Raw genomic sequence first — 17,378 nt, 5'->3', positions numbered from 1 at the left:
GAGTTCGCCTTGCGTCTGTTTCACACCTCCGACTGGCACCTTGGGCAAAACCTGCACGGCCAGGAACGCGACTTCGAACATGCCTGTTTCCTCGAATGGCTGCTGGGCCAACTAAAGGCCCATCGCCCGGATGCGCTGTTGATCGCCGGCGATATCTTCGACACGGTCAACCCGCCGCTCAAGGCCCAGGAGCGCCTGTATGACTTCATCATCGGCGCCCACGAACAAAACCCCACGCTGACGATTGTGATGATCGCCGGCAACCACGACTCCGGTTCGCGCATCGAGCTGCCCGCCCCGCTGATGCGCCGTCTGCGTACCCATGCGTTGGGCCGAGTGCTGTGGCTGGATGACGGCCAATTGGATGCCGAACGCCTGCTGATCCCATTGCCGGACGCCAAAGGCAAGATCGTCGCCTGGTGCCTGGCGCTGCCCTTTCTGCGCCCGGCGGAAGTCACGGGGGCGCAGTTGGGCGATGATTACCTGCGCGGCATCGGCCAAGTGCATGAATGGCTGATCGCGGCCGCCAACGCCAAACGCAAGAAAGGCCAGGCGCTGGTTGCCATCAGCCATGCGCACATGGCCGGGGGTTCGGTGTCGGAAGACTCCGAGCGCAGCCTGATCATCGGCAATGCCGAGGCGCTGCCGGCCAGCCTGTTCGATAAGAGTGTCGGCTATGTTGCCCTCGGCCATCTGCACAAACCGCAAAAAGTGAATGGCGAAGAGCGCATTCGCTACAGCGGCTCGCCGATTCCGCTGTCGTTTTCCGAAATCAGCTACAAGCACCAGGTGCTCGACGTGACGTTCCAGGGCGAACGACTGGTCGGCGTCGAACCGCTGCTGATTCCGCGCTCGGTCAACCTGCAACGCCTGGAAGCCGCGCCTCTGGCCGATATTCTCAAGGTCCTGGCCGAGCTGCCCGACATCGACCTGCTCGCCGAAACCCAGCGCCATCCCTGGCTGGAAGTGCGCGTGCGTCTCGACGAACCGCAACCGGACCTGCGCCAGCAGATCGAAACCGCCCTGCAAGGCAAGGCCGTGCGCCTGGTGCGCATCGCCGCCGAATACGCCGGCAACGGCCCGCGCGCCGACGGCGACGAAGAGCGCCTGGTCGAACTCGACCAGCTCACGCCCCAGGAGCTGTTCAGCCGCGCCTGGCAGGACAGCTACGGCAGTGAAGTGGATGAACAGACCTTGAAGGACTTCGCCGTGCTGCTCCAGGAAGTGCAACAGGAGGACGAACAGCCATGAAGATCCTCGCCATCCGCCTGAAAAACCTCGCGTCCCTGGCCGGGCCGTTCGAAATCGACTTCACGGCCGAGCCGCTGGCCAGTGCCGGTTTGTTTGCCATCACCGGGCCGACCGGCGCCGGGAAAAGCACCCTGCTCGATGCACTGTGCCTGGCGCTGTTTGGCGCGGTGCCGCGCTTGGGCGATACCGGCCAGGCGAAGATGCCGGATGCCGACAGCGATATTTCCATCGGCGACCCGCGCACCCTGCTCAGGCGGGGTACCGGCGGGGGCTACGCCGAGGTGGATTTCGTCGGCGTCAGCGGCCGGCGCTACCGGGCGCGCTGGGAAGCCAACCGCGCCCGCGACAAGGCCAGCGGCAAGCTGCAGAGCAGCCGCCAGAGCCTGATCGACCTGGACAGCGAGCAACTGCTGGCCAGCCAGAAAACCGAATACAAGACCCAGCTGGAACTGGCCCTGGGCCTGAACTTCGAACAGTTCACCCGTGCGGTGCTGCTGGCGCAGAGCGAGTTCAGCGCCTTTCTCAAGGCCAACGACAACGAGCGCAGCGAACTGCTGGAAAAGCTCACCGACACCGCGCTCTACACCCAGCTGGGCCGCCGCGCCTTCGACAAGGCCAAGGACGCCAGGGACGCCCACAAGCAGTTGCAGGACCAGGCCACCGGCGTGGTGCCCCTGGCCGCCGAAGCCCGCGCCGAGCTGGATCAACAACTGAGCCAGGCGCAGCAACAACTCAAGACCCACCAGGCCCAGCTCAAGCAATTGGAGTTGCAGCACACCTGGCTCAAGGAACTGCGCGAATGGCAGGAGCGCCAGCAAAGCGCTGCCGAGCAGTTGCAGCACGCCCAGCAACAGTGGGACAGCCAGGGCCAGCAGCGCCAGGACCTGACGCGCCTGGACCAGCTCGCCCCACAGCGCCATCACTTCCTGCGCCGCGCAGAACTCGACGCCTTGCTGGCACCGCTCGCCACGCAGATTCAGCAGCACCTTGCGCAACAAGCCGTGCTGCACAGCCGCGAGGAACAGGCGCAACAGCAGCAGGCCAGCGCCCAGTCGGCACTCGGGCAAGCCCAGCAGAACCAGGCGCAGGCCGCGCCGTTGTTGCGCCAGGCTTTCGAACAACAGACCACCCTCGCCCACTTGACCAAGGAGCTGGCCAAGCGCACCGAGGACCAGCAGCAGCACGCCACCGCCTGCAGCGAAGGTCAGATTTTGCTCAACAGCCTGAAAGAAAAGCAGGCCCAGGTCGGCGAGCGTCTGCAACGCCTCTCCGCTGAACTTGAGCGCAGCGCCGCCCTCGCGCCCCTGAGCGACGCCTGGACCGCCTACCGCGACCGCCTGCAACAGCTGATGCTGATCGGCAATCGCCTGAATCAGGGCGAGACCGAACTGCCGCAACTCGAACAGCGCGTCACCGCCGCCGTGGCGCAATTCACCCAGCAGCGCGAAGCCCTGGACCTGCTGTACCAGGAGGCCGGCGCCGAGCCGCACGCAGTGGCCGAACAACTGCAATTGCTCGCCAGCCTCTTGCAGGACAATCGCAAGCAACAACGTGCCTTCGAAGACCTGGCACGTTTGTGGGACAGCCAGCAGCAGCTCGACACTCAGGCCAGCAGCCTAGCGCAAAAACTCGCCGAAGCGGCGCAGCAGCGCGAGCAACTGAACCAGACCGGCCTGCAGACCAAAGCCGAATTGACGGTGGCCGAGCAAACCCTGACGGTGACCAAGCAACTGCTGGAGCGCCAGCGCCTGGCCCGCAGTGCCAGCGTTGAGGAACTGCGCGAGCAGTTGCAGGACGACCAGCCCTGCCCCGTCTGCGGCAGCCACGAACATCCGTATCACCAGCCCGAAGCGTTGTTGCAGAGCTTGGGCCGCCACGATGAAAACGAAGAGGCCACGGCGCAGAAAGCCGTCGACAGCCTCAAGGAAAAGCTCACCGAGCTGCGTGGCGAAGTGGGTGGCCTGATCGCCCAGCAAAAGGAATTCCTGGCGCAGCAGGAACAGCTTGCGCTGCAGCAGCAAGCGTTGGCGCCAAGCCTGCAAGCGCATCCGCTGTGCGCTGCGCTGTTCAACCAGGACGCCGCCAAGCGCAGCAGCTGGTTGGCCCAGCAACTGGCGCAACTGACGCAAAGCATCGCCCAGGACGAACAGCGCCAAAGCGCCCTGCTCAACCTGCAACAGAATGCCGGGCGTTTGCAGCAGCAGTTGCAAGCCGCCCAGGACGCCAGCCAGCAGGCCCGCCAACTGTTGCTCGACCAGCAGCGCGCCCTGGCCAACGACCGCGAACGCCTCGATGCAGAACTTGCAAGCTTCGCCAGCCTGTTGCCCAGCGCGACGCTGGAAGGCTTGCGCAGTGAACCGGCGGCGACCTTCCTGCAGCTTGATCAGCAGGTCAGCCAGCGCCTGGAACACCTGGGCCATCAGCGTGATGAGCTGGCTGAACAACAGGAGCGTCAGCAGGCCATCGAGAAGCAACAGACCCACCAGCAGCATCGCCAGCAGCAATTGGAGGCGCTGAATCTGCAGGTCGCCGAGCTGGCCACCCAGCACCGCGACGCCCAGGAAACGCTCAGCGCCTTGCTGGGCGAGCACGCCAGCGCCGAACAGTGGCAACAGCAACTGGATCAGGCCGTCGCCCAGTCGCGCCAAAGCGAAGCCGATGCCAGCCAGGAGTTGCACGCCGTTCACTCCGCCCTGGTGCAATTGGTCGCCGACCTCAAGGCCGTACAGGAGCGCCAGCAAGCGCTCGAGAGCGAACGACAGGCCCTGGACACGCGCATCAGCGCATGGCGCGCCGCGCACCCCGAGCTGGACGACGACGGCCTGGCGCGTCTGCTGGCATTGGACGACGCCCAGGTCACCGACCTGCGCCAGCAGTTGCACACCTGCGAAAAAGCCGTCGAACAAGCCAGCGTACTGCTGCAAGAGCGCGAACAACGCCTCGCCGAGCACCAGGCCTTGCACAATGGCAACCTGGACGCCGAACAGCTGGACAGCAGCCTCGCCGCGCTCAACCAGCAATTGGCCGAGGGCGAGAAACACTGCGCCGAACTGCGCGCGCGCCAGTCCGAGGACCAGCGCCGCCAGGATGCCAACCACGCCCTGGCCGAACAGATCACCAAGGCCTATGACGAATGGCAGCGCTGGGCACGCCTGAACGCGCTGATCGGCTCGGCCACCGGCGACACTTTCCGCAAGATCGCCCAGGCCTACAACCTCGACCTGCTGGTGCATCACGCCAACGTGCAGCTGCGCCAACTGGTGCGCCGCTACCGCCTCAAGCGTGGCGGCAGCATGTTGGGCCTGCTGGTGATGGACACGGAAATGGGTGATGAACTGCGCTCGGTGCACTCGTTGTCCGGCGGTGAAACCTTCCTGGTGTCGCTGGCGCTCGCCCTGGGCCTGGCGTCGATGGCCTCCAGCACCTTGAAAATCGAGTCACTGTTTATCGACGAGGGCTTCGGCAGCCTCGACCCCGAATCCTTGCAATTGGCCATGGACGCCCTCGATGGCTTGCAGGCCCAGGGCCGCAAGGTCGCGGTGATTTCCCATGTACAGGAAATGCATGAGCGCATCCCGGTGCAGATCCAGGTCAAGCGCCAGGGCAATGGCTTGAGCACCCTGGAGGTCAAGTGAGCCAGGCGCTGTTGTATTCATTCCGGCGCTGCCCCTATGCAATGCGCGCACGCCTGGCGCTGCGCTACTCGGGGGTGGCGGTGCAGATTATCGAGGTGAGCCTCAAGGCCAAGCCGGCCGAGATGCTGGCACTGTCACCCAAGGGCACGGTTCCGGTGCTGAGCGTGGAAGGTCGGGTGATCGAGGAAAGCCTGGAGATCATGCAATGGGCATTGGCCCGGTACGATCCGGATGATTGGTTGTTGCAGGAGAATCCAGCGGTGTTGGAGTTGATCGCCGAGAACGATTCAGCATTCAAACATCATTTGAATCGATACAAGTACGCCGAACGCTATCCGCAGCAGCCGATGGAACATTATCGGGCCGAGGGCGAGGTGTTCTTGCAGAAGTTGGAGGATTTGCTGGCGGATCGTGAGTACTTGCTCGCCGCGCACATGAGCCTGGCGGACGCGGCCATCGTGCCGTTTGTGCGGCAGTTCGCCCATGTGGATCGCGAGTGGTTTGCGGGGGCGCCGTATCCACGGCTACAGGCGTGGATACAGCGGATTCTGGAGTCACCGCTGTTTATCGCGGTGATGGCAAAGCCCTGAAACCAACATCAATCAACCTGTGGGAGGGGGCTTGCCCCCTCCCACAGGTTGATTGATGTTAGCCCTGGGTCTTGTGATCCAGCGCCGCATAAAAGTTGGCGCTCTGTTGCAGGTATTTCTGGGTGTAGGCGCTGGTGCTGGATTTTTTCCCGGCGACGTCCACGCTGGCGTTGGCAGGCAAGGCCACGGTGGCGGAAACAGCGGAAGCGGCGATGATGGAGAAGAGGTTCAGATTCATGTCGGTAACCCTTGTGTGCGTTTGGTTGAGTGGCCTGGGAAGGCCTTGGAACCAAACTTACGCCCGGGGGTTGAACCTTAGAAATGCTTTGAAACAGTAGCCGTCATCAATGGAATTAATACTTAGGGTCAGGCCCCGCGTTGCGGGGCCTGTGGCTTATTGACGCACCAGGAACTTGAGGTCGCTGGGGGCATCGATCGGCAATTTCTGCACGGTTTTACCCAGCAGGCCGGTGTTGGGGTCACGTTCGAGCACCACGATTTCGTTGCTCTTCTGGTTGGCGATCAGCAGGAACTTGCCGCTCGGGTCGAGGCTGAACTCGCGCGGGTGGTCGCCTTCCACGCTGCGGCGCTGCAGCTCTTTGAGGTGGGCGGTGGCAGGGTCTACGCCAAACACGATGATCTGGTTGGCGGTGCCGCGATTGCTCACATACAGGAACTTGCCGTCTCTGGACGCATGCACGGCGGCGCCGGCCTTGTCGGACACCGGTTGCCCGGCGGCGTAGTCGACCAACTGGGTCTGGGTGAGCTTGCCGTCGGCATAATCGAACACCGCGACCTGCGCGCTCATCTCGGTGGTCAGCCAGGCGTGCTTGCCATCGGCGCTGAACAGCAGGTGACGTGGGCCGCTGCCCGGTGGCAATTGCACCGATGCCTGGTTGGCCGGGGTCAGCGGCAATTCGTGATTGGCCTTGGGGTCGTAATGGTAGGCAAATACCTTGTCCGCCCCCAGGTCCTGCACAAACACGTACTTGCCATCCGGCGAAGACACCACTGAGTGCACGTGGTTGGAGGCCTGGCGCTCGGGGTTGACGCGACTGGCCGGGTGCCCGCTCAACTGCACCGGCGCCGACAGTTTGCCGGTAGCGTCCACCGGCAGGATTGCCAGGCTGCCGCCCGGGTCTTCCACCACCGAATAATTGGCGACGAACAGGTAACGCCCATCCGCAGCGATGCTCGAATGGGTCGGCTCGTTACCCAGGCTCTGCACCTGATTGATCAGGGTGAGCTGATGATTCTTCGGGTCGATGCTGTAGCTGCTGACGCGACCGACCGGGTCTTGCTGGCCGGGACCGTTTTCATTGACCACAAACAGGTGCTTCTGGTCTTTGGAGACCGTCAGCCACGAAGGGTTGTCAGCCTTCGCTGCCAGTACCGGCTTGCCCTGGAGCTGGCCAGTGCGACTGTCGAATTGCAGGCGATAAATACCGTCGCTGGCGCCAGCGGTGTAGCTGCCCACCAACAACTCATAGGTGTCAGCCGGTGCAGCCTGCACCGACATCGCCCCCACACTGCCGGCCATCAGCAGCGGCCAGAATTTACGCATCATCATGCTCGTCTTCCTCGTCGTTATTGTTGCCGGTGAAGGCGGCCATGCACACCAGGCGGTGCTCGCCCGAATCACCGGTGAGGGTCCAGCTTTGCAGGGCGTCGTCAAAGGTCGCGGCCTGTACTTGCGCGAGGCTGAACGTCCAGCGTTTCTCGGCCCGGCCGTCCATGCTCTTGATCAGTAACTGTTGATCCTCGAGCCTGAAATCAAAGGCATGCAGCCCATCGATTTCGAGCATGTCGCTGGTTTGAAGTTCAGTAAGCAGGGCGTCGGCAGTCATCGGGATCATTCATCGCTGGAAAAAACGCTGATGATAGGCCAATCCCCTGCGTCTTTCCCATTTCCCATGGCCAAGCGGTAGTCGGTTACCGCATCCCGCCCGTGGCGGCCATTACTTTACGAGGGCATAGCTAACCCACGTAAAGGATGACTCCCCGTGCCAACCACCCCGACACCCCCGGCTGAAAACATTCTGCAAAAAGCAGTGGAGACGCAGTTTCGCACGCGCCCATCCCTGCGCTCAGTCGTGACTCAGATGCTGACCTACACCTTGAAGGAACGCTTCCCGCACCTGCCCAAGCCCCTCTCCGATCTTTGCCTGGCGCTGCCCCGTGATGGCGGCGGCCGGGGCCTGCATCCGCTGCTGGAGGTGGCCCTCAAGCATATTGCCGATGGCAGCTTCCCCGACCTGTCCGTGCGCGACAACCTGGATGGTTACCTGAGTGACGCCACCGGCACCCGCCTCGTCCCGCCGACCGGTGAGCCTTCCAGCTATGACGTGCGCGCCGTCGAAGCGGTGATACGCGAACTGCCCTTGATTCTGTTTGTGGGGTATCAGGATGCACTGACCGAATACTGGGACCAGGACAGCGAGGCCGGCGGCAGTCGCTGGCGATGGCTGGCCAGTTTGCTGCAAGGCGTGCTGAGGACCTCGGCGATTCGTCAGTCCGGCGAGGATGCCCAACAACTGCACATACTCAGCACGTTGGCCAACTACCCTACTCGTGAAGCCAGGGCGCGCCTGCCATGGCCCGACAATTCGATCCATGCCTACACCCTGGAAACGCACCTGGTGCGGGAAGCCACCACCTTGACCGTGCAGTCCAGCGATCTGCTCGTGGTCGGTGGCCAGCGCGTATGGTTGTGTGCCGTGTCCGGCCAGGTCGAGTCCTACGCCAGCCTCGACGCCTTCGGCCAGGCATGGGGCGAGCGCCTGTCACGGCAGTTCAGCGCCGACAAGATCACCTGGCACCGCTACGAGCCGGACGGCGATATATTCGAGGTTCAAGCGGCGCTGGTGCTCAACCGGCAACTGGAGGATCTCGCCGCGATACAACTGCCTCGCGCCAGCTCCATAGACGCCGCGCAACAGCTGTTCGAGTCGACCACCAACCCGGCCTCGTGGTTTGTCCGCGCGCCGCTCACGCCGATCGATAGCTTGTCGCCGATCCAGGCCGCCCTCCCCGACTGGCTGCGCGGCGCCTCACCCGCCGACCGCTTCAGCTATCGCCAATGCCTGATCGAACAGGCCAACCTCAGGCGCCTGACGCAGGGCGCGGGCTACCTGGATGGGCTGGAGGATATCCGCACCTATGCCGCCAGCCACTTGAATCACCAATTGTGCCTGGAGCGCAACGCCGTGATGCTGGGCACGCGCAGTTGCACGGACCTTGAACACGCGCTGTACAAGGCCGAAGACCTGGAGCTGACCTTCGATGTGCCCGTCGGCACGTTGCAAAGTGGCTACATCCAGCAAGTGTCCATGAGCCTGGTCGACCTGGCCCTGAAGAATCTGTCGGGAAGACCCAGCGGCCGCATGACATTACGCCATACCGGTGGCCGCGAGCTTGAAGCCTGGCTGACCCCGGCGTACCTGCTGCAACTGATCCAACGGGTGGATATCGGCCGCAACTACCCCGTCTATATTCAACAGGCATTGCTCAGCGGCACCGAAGAGGCCGAACGGCGCGAACGCCTGTTCTGCGGGCAACGCCCTGTCGAGCTGAAAACCCAGGCGCTGGAACACCTGATAAAGGCTGAGGCGGGGCTTACGCGACGTGGCTTTCGTTGCGTCCAGGCAGTCGTCGGCACCGAGCGTGCGGAGCGCTGGGTCGACAACGATGAAATCGTCATGCGCGCGCTGGCCTTTCAACGCAAGCCTGGGGCCAAGGCTGATGTGGTGCAGAACATGTTCATTATCGAACCGCGCAATGCGCAGTCCGGTCCGCACCTGCTCTACCGGCCGGCCTATGGCGAATCTTTGCTGGAGTTTGCCGGCCGCGACGCGTTGCTGGCGGCCATCGCCCAGCCCGGCGCCCTGCAGGACAGCGTACTGGCCTGGCTCGCGGACGACGCCAGGGCCATTTACAGCAATGGGGGGTTTAATCAGCCGCACTATGTGCGTATCGGCGGTATAGGCTCGGAATTCGATCCATTGCCTGAGGTGCCGAAACCGGCGACGCTGGCACCGGCCAATGATGAAAGTAACGACCCGATCCTGCAGGCGCTGAACAGCGGCCAACTGATGCAATACCTGTTCGTCTGCGAAGCCCGTCAACTTCTGGACCAGGCCGACCGCGAGTCAACCTCCAATGCTGAAAGCCGCTGGGCGCTGATCCTGGAAGGTGTGCAACTGGGCTTCAACACCTTGTTGATGCTGGTGCGCGGCCCCCTGGCGGTCGTCGGATGGCTCATGCAACTGGCGATGGGCCTCAGGCAGGACCTGCCGGCGCTGGAAAGTGCAGACCCGATTGCCAGGGAGTTGGCGTGGGTCGACCTGCTGCTCAACATCGGCATGGTCTTGCTGCACCATGGGCTGGAGACCGAAGCGCCAGGCAGCCCCGTTATCGAATCCCCGCCAGGCCCGCCGTTGAGGCGTGCACAGGCCAGCCCTGCGGTGATCGAACGCGGCGTGGTTGGCCTGCCCTCCGAGCCACCCGGTGGAGGCCGAACCCTGCTGGACTTTGACCGCTCCCTGGCCGGCGACAGCGCCTCGGCGCGCCTGCTGGAAAAACTCCTCGAGGTCAACGTGCCCTGGCCCGAGCCGCTGCCGGTCGCCGTTGCGCTGGGCAACCTCAAAGGTCTGTTCAAGGTCGACAACCTCTGGCACGCCTCGGTGGGCGGCCTGTTCTTTCGGGTCAGGGTCGTTCCAGGCGTTGGCGAGGTATTCATCATTCATCCCGACAAACCCGACCACCCTGGCGTCAAGCTCAGAACCGACGGCAATGGGCATTGGAGCCTGGATCGCGGACTGAAACTGAGCGGTGGAGGCCCCAAGCGCCTTGCGACCTTGCGCGTGGAAAACCGCCGCAAAACCGAGCAGCTACAAGTGCGGATGCAAGCGCTTGGCATCGAGCTCACGCCATCGATGACCGAACTTCGCGCCTCGCTGGTTCGAATGCGCACCGCCCACGCCGACCTGACCAAACAGGCCGCGACGTTAAAGCTGGTCTGGAAGCTTCTGGACAGTGCAACCGGCCCGCAAAAATCAACCCTTGAAACCCGTCATCAGCGCGAAATGCAAAGCTATGCAACGCTGCGTGCCCACTATGAAACGCTGCTGGAAACGCTGCAGGAACGACACGCGCAGTTGCTGCCGGCACGCCATGAACTGGTCAAGGTGGGCCAGGACCTGGAAAGGTACGGCGGCGCCGGCAGTCACGTTCAGGACCGGGCAAAAACCCTGAGAACGCTCTGGGACGAACAACTGGCAATCCATACCTACCTGGGTTTTTGGTCAGACACGCTTCAATTCAGCGACAGTGGCGAGCCGATGCGTCATGTGTCTGAACGCATGATGCTGGAAAAACTGCTCGGCAACGCTGCGCCCTATGATGAACACACGGCCAAATCCATCGCGTTGGCCGATATCCAGCAACGCATGGCCGTAGGCACCCGCGGCATGGAGACCACACTGGAGCTGTTGGAACAGGACTCAGTGGCGGGTCGTGCGATACGTGAAGAGTTGCTGGCAATGATCGCGCACCCACAGCACTTTTTCCCCGAGAGCCTGAAAATCAACGCGCTGATCCCGTTGTCGTGGGTGGCCATTGAGCTGTCGGCCACTGAAAGGTCGCCGCAGGAAGCGCTGTACAGGCAGCATGCCGACCATTCCAGCCTGAGCCAGGCGCTGCTGTCTCACATCGAAGTGCGCAGCAGCAGCGGCTTCCCCCTTGATGAGCAGCACCAGGTGTACAACACCGTGCTCGAGCAATACCGCCGCTATGAGACGGCGGTCGAGGCGCTCAAACTGATCAACCCGGCACGCTTGCGCCCGATGGCCGAGCGACTTGTGAATGAACTGCGAGATGTCCGCACCCTTGCCGAAAACGAACTGGAGGCCGTGGTCCGCAGGCAGGAGGAACTGGAAGTAGAACAGTCGCGATTAAAAAACCTGCGCCCGAAAGCGCCGACCAAACGCATCTTTAAAACCCGTAGAAGAAAATACCTCGTCGGCGACCTCAAGCCGGCCGATGGCCACATCAACCGCGAGCACTTCACCATCACCGACCCGGCAACCGGGCAAGCCGTCGCCTCGTTTCGCGAGCAGGCCGGCGAATGGGTAGACATCGCCGAAGACCTCGCGACCGCGCCGCAACCGCCAGCCCAGGCCCGTCCACTGGCGATACTCAAGCGCGAGGGCCAGATACTGCTCCAGCAGCGCGCCGGTATCGAACGTGTGATCAGCGCTCAACAGCAAGTGCTGGAAGCTCCCGGTACTCGGCAAGCGGTCAACCCCGGCGACTGGGATGAACTGCTCAGCGACCAGGCCGGCAAGCTCACCGAGCTTGCCGATGAGATTGCACGGGAACACGCCGGCCAACCCTCGGCCCAGGGCTTGATCGACGAGTACCGGGCAGAAGCCAGGGACATGCAGCGAAAGGCGCAGGAGGTCTGCAGCGCCGCTTACAAACAGCAGTGGCCGACACTGGAAAGCCTCGATTACCTGTGGCGGCACCAGCAGATCGACATCAACCTGACCAGCCCGGCCGATCCACAGCGCCCTACCCTCAGCGGCGATTTTTTCACCGAGTACGCGGTGTATGACAAAGCTCAAAAACCGCCGAGCGTGTTGTGGTATGCCCATTTTCACTATGCGGCAGCCAACATGCCGCCCGCCCGCTATACCCGTGCGCACCTGAAACTTGCCGACCAGCGTAAATTCACACAGAAGGACCTGCTCAAGGCGCATGTGCAGGCGCGATTGAAGAGCCAGCAGGAGCCGGGGGCGGAACCTGTCAGGAAGATCCTCTATGTGCTGATCGCGCCGCCTCAGGATCAACTGTTCTTAGCCATCGCACCTGCGCCGCACTGACCGGCGTCCCCTGAAGCGCAAAGACCGCAGCCAAGGCTGCGGTCTTTTTATGTCGCTCGGGCAATCAGTGGGCAAACAGCGAGTTGCCCTTCTGCCCCGCCAGCTTCTCGGGCTTGATCAGGAACCGCGCCAATGCCGGCAGCAGCCACAGTGCACCGAACATGTTCCACAGCAGCATGAAAGTCAGCATCAGGCCCATGTCAGCCTGGAACTTGATGGCCGAGAAGATCCAGGTGCACACGCCGATGGCCAGGCACAAACCGGTAAACAGCACGGCTTTACCGGTGGACTTGAGCGTCTGGTAATAGGCTTCCTGCAACGGCAAGCCCGCGCGCAGGAAGCTTTCCAGGCGGCTGTAGATGTAGATGCCATAGTCCACGCCGATCCCCACGCCCAGCGCCACCACCGGCAAGGTCGCAACCTTGACGCCGATGCCCATGAACGCCATCAGCGCATTGCCCAGCACCGAGGTCAGCACCAGCGGCAGCACGATGCACAGGGTCGCCGCCCAGGAGCGGAAAGTGATCATGCACATGGTCGCCACGCACAGGTACACCAGGATCAGGATGGTCAGCTCCGACTCCTTGATCACCTCGTTGGTGGCCGCCTCGATCCCGGCGTTGCCGGCGGCGAGGATGAATTCCAGGCCGTCCTTGTTGTTCTCCTTGGCGAAGTCCTGCACCGCATGCACGGCGCGGTCGAGGGTCTCGGCCTTGTGGTCGTTGAGGAACACCAGCACCGGCGCCAGGGAGCAATTATTGTTGTACAGACCATCGGCGCGGGCGATGGAGTTGTTCAGCACGTCGGGGTTGCGCGACAGGGTTTCCCATTTCAGGTTGCCCTCGTTCATGCCCTTGATCATCTGCTTGGACACAGTGACCAGCGAGATCGCCGACTGCACGCCTTCGGTGTTCTGCATCTTCCACATCAACTGGTCGATCGGCGCCATGGCTTCATAGCGCGAGCAGCCTTCGGCGCGGGTCTTGACCATCACCACCAGCACGTCGGAGCTGGTCGAATAGTTGCTGATGATGAAGTTGTTGTCTTTGTTGTAGCGCGAGTCGGGGCGCAGTTCCGGCGCGCCCTGGTCGAGGTCGCCGATCTTGAGGTTCTGGCTGTACCAGAGGCCGCCGCCGAAGGCGAGCACTGCCAGGGCGATAGAGATGGGGGCGATTTTCGGGTTGGCGAAGTTCGACAGCAGGCGCCAGAAAGGATGTTCGCGGTTCGCGTCCTTCTTGCTCCGGGCGATGGCCCGCGGGCTGATGCCGACATAGGAAATCGCCACCGGCAGCAGGATCAGGTTGGTGAACACGATCACCGCCACGCCGATGGACGCGCCGATCGCCAGTTCGCGGATCACGCCGATGTCGATGATCAGCAAGGTGATAAAGCCCACGGCATCGGCGAGGATTGCGATCATCCCCGGCAGGAACAGTTGCCGGAAGGTGCGCCGCGCGGCGGTCAGGGCGTTGTCTGCCTCACTCGACTGCAGGGCGATCCCGTTGATCTTCTGCACCCCGTGGGAGATGCCGATGGCGAAGATCAGGAACGGCACCAGCATCGAATATGGGTCCAATCCGAAGCCGAAGAAGTGCATCAGGCCGAGCTGCCAGACCACCGCCACCAGCGTGGTGCTGAGCACCGCGACGGTGCTGCGCAGGCAGTTGGTGAACCACAGCAGCAGGATCAGGGTGATGACGAAGGCGATGCCGAAGAACAGCACCACCATCACCAGGCCATCGATCAGGTCACCGACTTTCTTGGCAAAGCCCACGATGTGAATCTTGACGTTGGGGTTCTGCGCTTCGAACTTGTCGCGGATCTTGTCTTCGAGTTCATGGGAGAACTTGCGGTAATCCAGGGCCAGCAACTTGCCCTGGTCCTGTGGGTCCGGGTAGGACTCCAGCAGCGGGATATCGACGATGCTCGACTTGAAGTCGTTGGCCACCAGCCGGCCGACCTGGCCGGACTTGAGCACGTTATTGCGCAACTGGTCGAGGCTTTGCGGCGAGCCGTTGTAGCTCTGCGGGATCACTTCACCGCCGGCGAAGCCTTCTTCGGTCACTTCGGTCCAGCGCACGCTGGGGCTCCACAACGACTTGAGGCCCGAGCGGTCGACGCCGGAGATGTAGAACACCTCGTCGTTGATCTGGCGCAGGGTCTCCATGTACTCCTTCGTGAAAATGTCGCCGTCCTTGGCTTCCACCGAGATGCGCACGGTGTTGCCCAGGTTTGCCAAATCGTTGCGGTGCTCCATCATCTTCTCGATGAAGGGGTGCTTGAGGGGAATCATCTTTTCAAAGCTGGTGGACGGGCGAATCAAGGTCGCCTGCCAGAACAGGAAGATGCTTACCAGCAGGCAGATGACGATCACTGCCGGGCGGTTATTGAAGATCAGGCGCTCAAGAAAGGTCGCTTTATCGTTGTGATGACTGCTCATATTTCCCGCCTTCTTCTTATTTTGGCTCTTTATTTAGGAGCGGTTCGGCGCCGGTGGCCGTGGCGACGCGAACGCCGCCCTGCCCGACCAGGACCAAGTTGCCGTTGCCGGCCGCAGTGACCGCCGAGAGTGAGATACGGTCCGGGCGGTTGAACACGCTGAAGGTCTGGCCGTCGTCATGGCTGACCACCACGCTGCCGCCATTGCCGACGACGACGATGGCACCATCCTCCAGCAAGGTCGCGCCGGACAAACCAAACTCCAGCGCTCCCCGCGCCGCGTTCAACTCGACGGGCTCCCAGGTACTGCCAAAATCGGTGGAACGATACAGGTTGCCGCGCAAACCATAGGCCAGCAGCGTTTGCGCTTGAGCGGTGCCGATCACGCCAAACAACGAGCCCTCATAGGGGCCTTCGAGTTTTTCCCAGGTCCGGCCGTCGTCGCTGGAGCGGAACATGCTGCCCTGCTCACCGACGATAAACAGGCCGGCGTCCTTGATGGAGGCGATGGCGTTGAGGTGGAACTGGTCTTCGTTGTCGAGGCGGTCGCTGACGTCTTCCCAGGTCTGGCCGCCGTCGGTGGTCTCGATCAGCGCACCGTAGGCGCCCACGGCCAGGCCGTGACGGGCGTCGTTGAACCACACGTCGAGCAACGGCGCTTCGCGCTTGAGGTCCTGGTATTGCTGGGTCCAGCTGGCGCCGCCGTCGCTGCTGGCCAGGATCTGCGCATCATGGCCGACCGCCCAGCCGTGGCTGGCATCGACGAAGAACACCGCCGTGAGCAACTGCCGGGTGGGGACTTTGGCTTGGGTCCAGGTGCTGCCCTGGTCATCGGAATAGAGGATGTGCCCGCGATCCCCCACCGCCACCAGGCGCTGGCCGGCGTGGACCACGTCAATCATCAGGCCTTTGGCGGCCTTCGGGGATTCAATCGCAAACACCGCTGCGGCGGGGGTATCGCTGGCGGCGTGGACGACGCTGGGTAACGCAACGGCGCCAAACAGCGAGAGCGCTGTGGCCAGCAACGCAAGCTTGCGTGCGGCGCGTGGGCGGCAAACAACCCAACCCATGACAGGCTCACTCATAGACCTTTCTCCCATTTATTATTGTTAGGTCGCGTTGCTTTGCGCGGGGCTCTGAAACCTGCAATCTAGAGCGCCTGACGCAAGCACGGGCCATCCTATCGGGCTTTGGAATCGTCTGACAATCGGCGCTACGTTATCTTTTGTTAACTGGCGGCGTTTGGCCACATGGTGAATATAGCTGCATCAGCTCAAATGATGATGTTATGGGACGCGGAGCGTCTCTGGCGGCGTTACCACGCAGAGCGTGGGAACGATCAGGCCGCCATGCGGGATAATGAATTTTTATTCCATCTATTGAGTTTTGAGAATATTTATTCCATTAATGCACTTCCTGAAAACAATAATCCAAAGGACCACGGCGATGCGTGAACTCGGAATCGGCTTGATCGGCACAGGCTTCATGGGGCGCGCCCACGCGTTGGCGTTCAACAACGCTCGGGCGGTGTTCGAACTGCCAGTCACGCTTACACTGGCGGCCCTGGCCGATGCCGACGCCGAGCGTGCGCAGCGTTGCGCCAGCGCCTGGGGGTTTGCCCAGGCCCACGCCGACTGGCAGGCGCTGATCGACGATCCCAAGGTCGATGTCGTGGCCATCACGACCCCCAACCACCTCCACTACCCCATGGCCATGGCTGCGATTGCTGCCGGCAAGGCGGTGTATTGCGAGAAGCCGCTGGCCGTCAGCCTGGAACAGGCCGATGCCATGCGTCGAGCTGCCAGCGTGGCCGGGGTGGTGACGCGCGTGGGCTACAACTACCAGCACAACCCGATGATCGTGCTGGCGCGACAGATGATTGCCAGGGGCGAGCTTGGCGAGATCATCAGTTTCCAGGGCGAATTCAGCGAAGACTTCATGGCCGATCCGGGCTCGCCCTGGTCGTGGCGCTGCGAGGTGGAACACGCTGGCGGCGCGCTGGCGGACCTGGGCAGCCATTTGCTGTCGATGGCCCATTACCTGGTGGGCGATGTGGCCAGCGTGTGCGCCGATACCCACACCGTCCACGCTCAACGACCGGCCCTCAAAGGCAGCCATGAACTCAAGAACATCGCCGTGGATGACCAGGTGCATGCCCTGCTGCGTTTTGCCAACGGCGCGCGCGGCACGGTGAGCAGCAGTTGGCTCAAGCATGGCTATAAGAATCACCTGAGCTTCGAAATCAGCGGGACCCTGGGCACGCTGGCGTTCGATCAGGAGCGCTTGAACGAACTGCGCCTGTGCCGAGCCGGCCAGGATGGCTTCCAGCGCTTGCTCGCCGGCCCGGCCCTGCCCGGCTATGCCGCGTTCAGCCCGGCGGCGGGCCACCAGCTGGGGTACAACGAGTTGAAGACGCTGGAGGTTCACGAACTGATCATGGCGCTGGCGGGGCAAGGTGCGGATGGCACCGATTTTGAAGCGGCGTGGGCGGTGGAGCGGCTGGCGACGGCGATTCGTGTGGCGGCGCTTGAAGAGCGCTGGGTCGAAGTGAACTCAATCTAAATGTGGGAGGGGGCTTGCCC

The 17,378-nt window shown here is 62.6% G+C and carries 11 protein-coding genes; 6 read left to right on the top strand and 5 right to left on the bottom strand.

Annotation, left to right across the window (positions count from 1 at the left end):
- Window positions 1-9 precede the first annotated feature (9 nt).
- Genes C4J86_RS12160 through C4J86_RS12150 form a run of 3 tightly spaced genes read left to right on the top strand, consistent with a single transcriptional unit; the run spans window position 10 to window position 5,476 of the window.
- Window positions 10-1,251: an exonuclease SbcCD subunit D C-terminal domain-containing protein gene (locus tag C4J86_RS12160; RefSeq protein ID WP_124370567.1), complete on the top strand. Its 1,242-nt coding sequence runs from the start codon at window positions 10-12 to the stop codon at window positions 1,249-1,251.
- Window positions 1,248-4,886, top strand: coding sequence for an AAA family ATPase (locus C4J86_RS12155; protein ID WP_124370566.1), 3,639 nt, complete (start codon window positions 1,248-1,250; stop codon window positions 4,884-4,886). Before C4J86_RS12160 ends, C4J86_RS12155 begins: the two co-directional genes overlap by 4 nt.
- A complete protein-coding gene (locus tag C4J86_RS12150) occupies window positions 4,883-5,476 on the top strand; it encodes a glutathione S-transferase (RefSeq protein ID WP_124370565.1) in 594 nt (197 codons plus the stop codon). The genes C4J86_RS12155 and C4J86_RS12150 overlap by 4 nt, the downstream gene beginning before the upstream one ends.
- Window positions 5,477-5,534: 58 nt before the next feature.
- On the opposite strand, the gene C4J86_RS12145 is transcribed toward C4J86_RS12150, so the two are convergent.
- The 3 genes from C4J86_RS12145 to C4J86_RS12135 form a co-directional block, all read right to left on the bottom strand.
- Window positions 5,535-5,714 carry a hypothetical protein gene (locus tag C4J86_RS12145; protein WP_124366879.1) on the bottom strand — a complete coding sequence of 60 codons (180 nt, stop codon included), beginning with the start codon at window positions 5,712-5,714 and terminating at the stop codon, window positions 5,535-5,537.
- A gap of 156 nt (window positions 5,715-5,870) precedes the next feature.
- The gene (locus C4J86_RS12140; protein ID WP_124370564.1) at window positions 5,871-7,046 is read right to left on the bottom strand and encodes a lactonase family protein; all 1,176 of its coding nucleotides are present in this window, start codon (window positions 7,044-7,046) and stop codon (window positions 5,871-5,873) included.
- Window positions 7,033-7,323, bottom strand: coding sequence for a DUF5629 family protein (locus tag C4J86_RS12135; protein WP_124370563.1), 291 nt, complete (start codon window positions 7,321-7,323; stop codon window positions 7,033-7,035). The genes C4J86_RS12140 and C4J86_RS12135 overlap by 14 nt, the downstream gene beginning before the upstream one ends.
- A gap of 156 nt (window positions 7,324-7,479) precedes the next feature.
- Here C4J86_RS12135 and C4J86_RS12130 point away from each other — a divergent pair, with 156 nt between their 5' ends.
- Window positions 7,480-12,357 (top strand): dermonecrotic toxin domain-containing protein, encoded by a 4,878-nt coding sequence (locus tag C4J86_RS12130; RefSeq protein ID WP_256681407.1) that lies wholly within the window; start codon window positions 7,480-7,482, stop codon window positions 12,355-12,357.
- Between the two features lie 64 nt (window positions 12,358-12,421).
- On the opposite strand, the gene C4J86_RS12125 is transcribed toward C4J86_RS12130, so the two are convergent.
- Window positions 12,422-14,797, bottom strand: coding sequence for an RND family transporter (locus tag C4J86_RS12125; protein WP_124362662.1), 2,376 nt, complete (start codon window positions 14,795-14,797; stop codon window positions 12,422-12,424).
- Between the two features lie 16 nt (window positions 14,798-14,813).
- Window positions 14,814-15,866 carry a YCF48-related protein gene (locus C4J86_RS12120; RefSeq protein WP_177413171.1) on the bottom strand — a complete coding sequence of 351 codons (1,053 nt, stop codon included), beginning with the start codon at window positions 15,864-15,866 and terminating at the stop codon, window positions 14,814-14,816.
- A gap of 180 nt (window positions 15,867-16,046) precedes the next feature.
- Between C4J86_RS12120 and C4J86_RS12115 the strand changes: the two genes are divergently transcribed.
- Together C4J86_RS12115 and C4J86_RS12110 are read left to right on the top strand one after the other, a co-directional pair.
- Complete coding sequence (locus C4J86_RS12115; RefSeq protein WP_124370561.1) at window positions 16,047-16,250, top strand: hypothetical protein; 204 nt, start codon at window positions 16,047-16,049, stop codon at window positions 16,248-16,250.
- Window positions 16,243-17,358 (top strand): Gfo/Idh/MocA family protein, encoded by a 1,116-nt coding sequence (locus tag C4J86_RS12110; protein WP_124370560.1) that lies wholly within the window; start codon window positions 16,243-16,245, stop codon window positions 17,356-17,358. Before C4J86_RS12115 ends, C4J86_RS12110 begins: the two co-directional genes overlap by 8 nt.
- Window positions 17,359-17,378: the final 20 nt, after the last annotated feature.

Source organism: Pseudomonas sp. R2-7-07 (genome assembly GCF_003852355.1).
GTDB lineage: Bacteria > Pseudomonadota > Gammaproteobacteria > Pseudomonadales > Pseudomonadaceae > Aquipseudomonas.
Note: the sequence above shows the minus strand (reverse complement) of the source record. Positions and strands in the feature narration are given on the sequence as shown.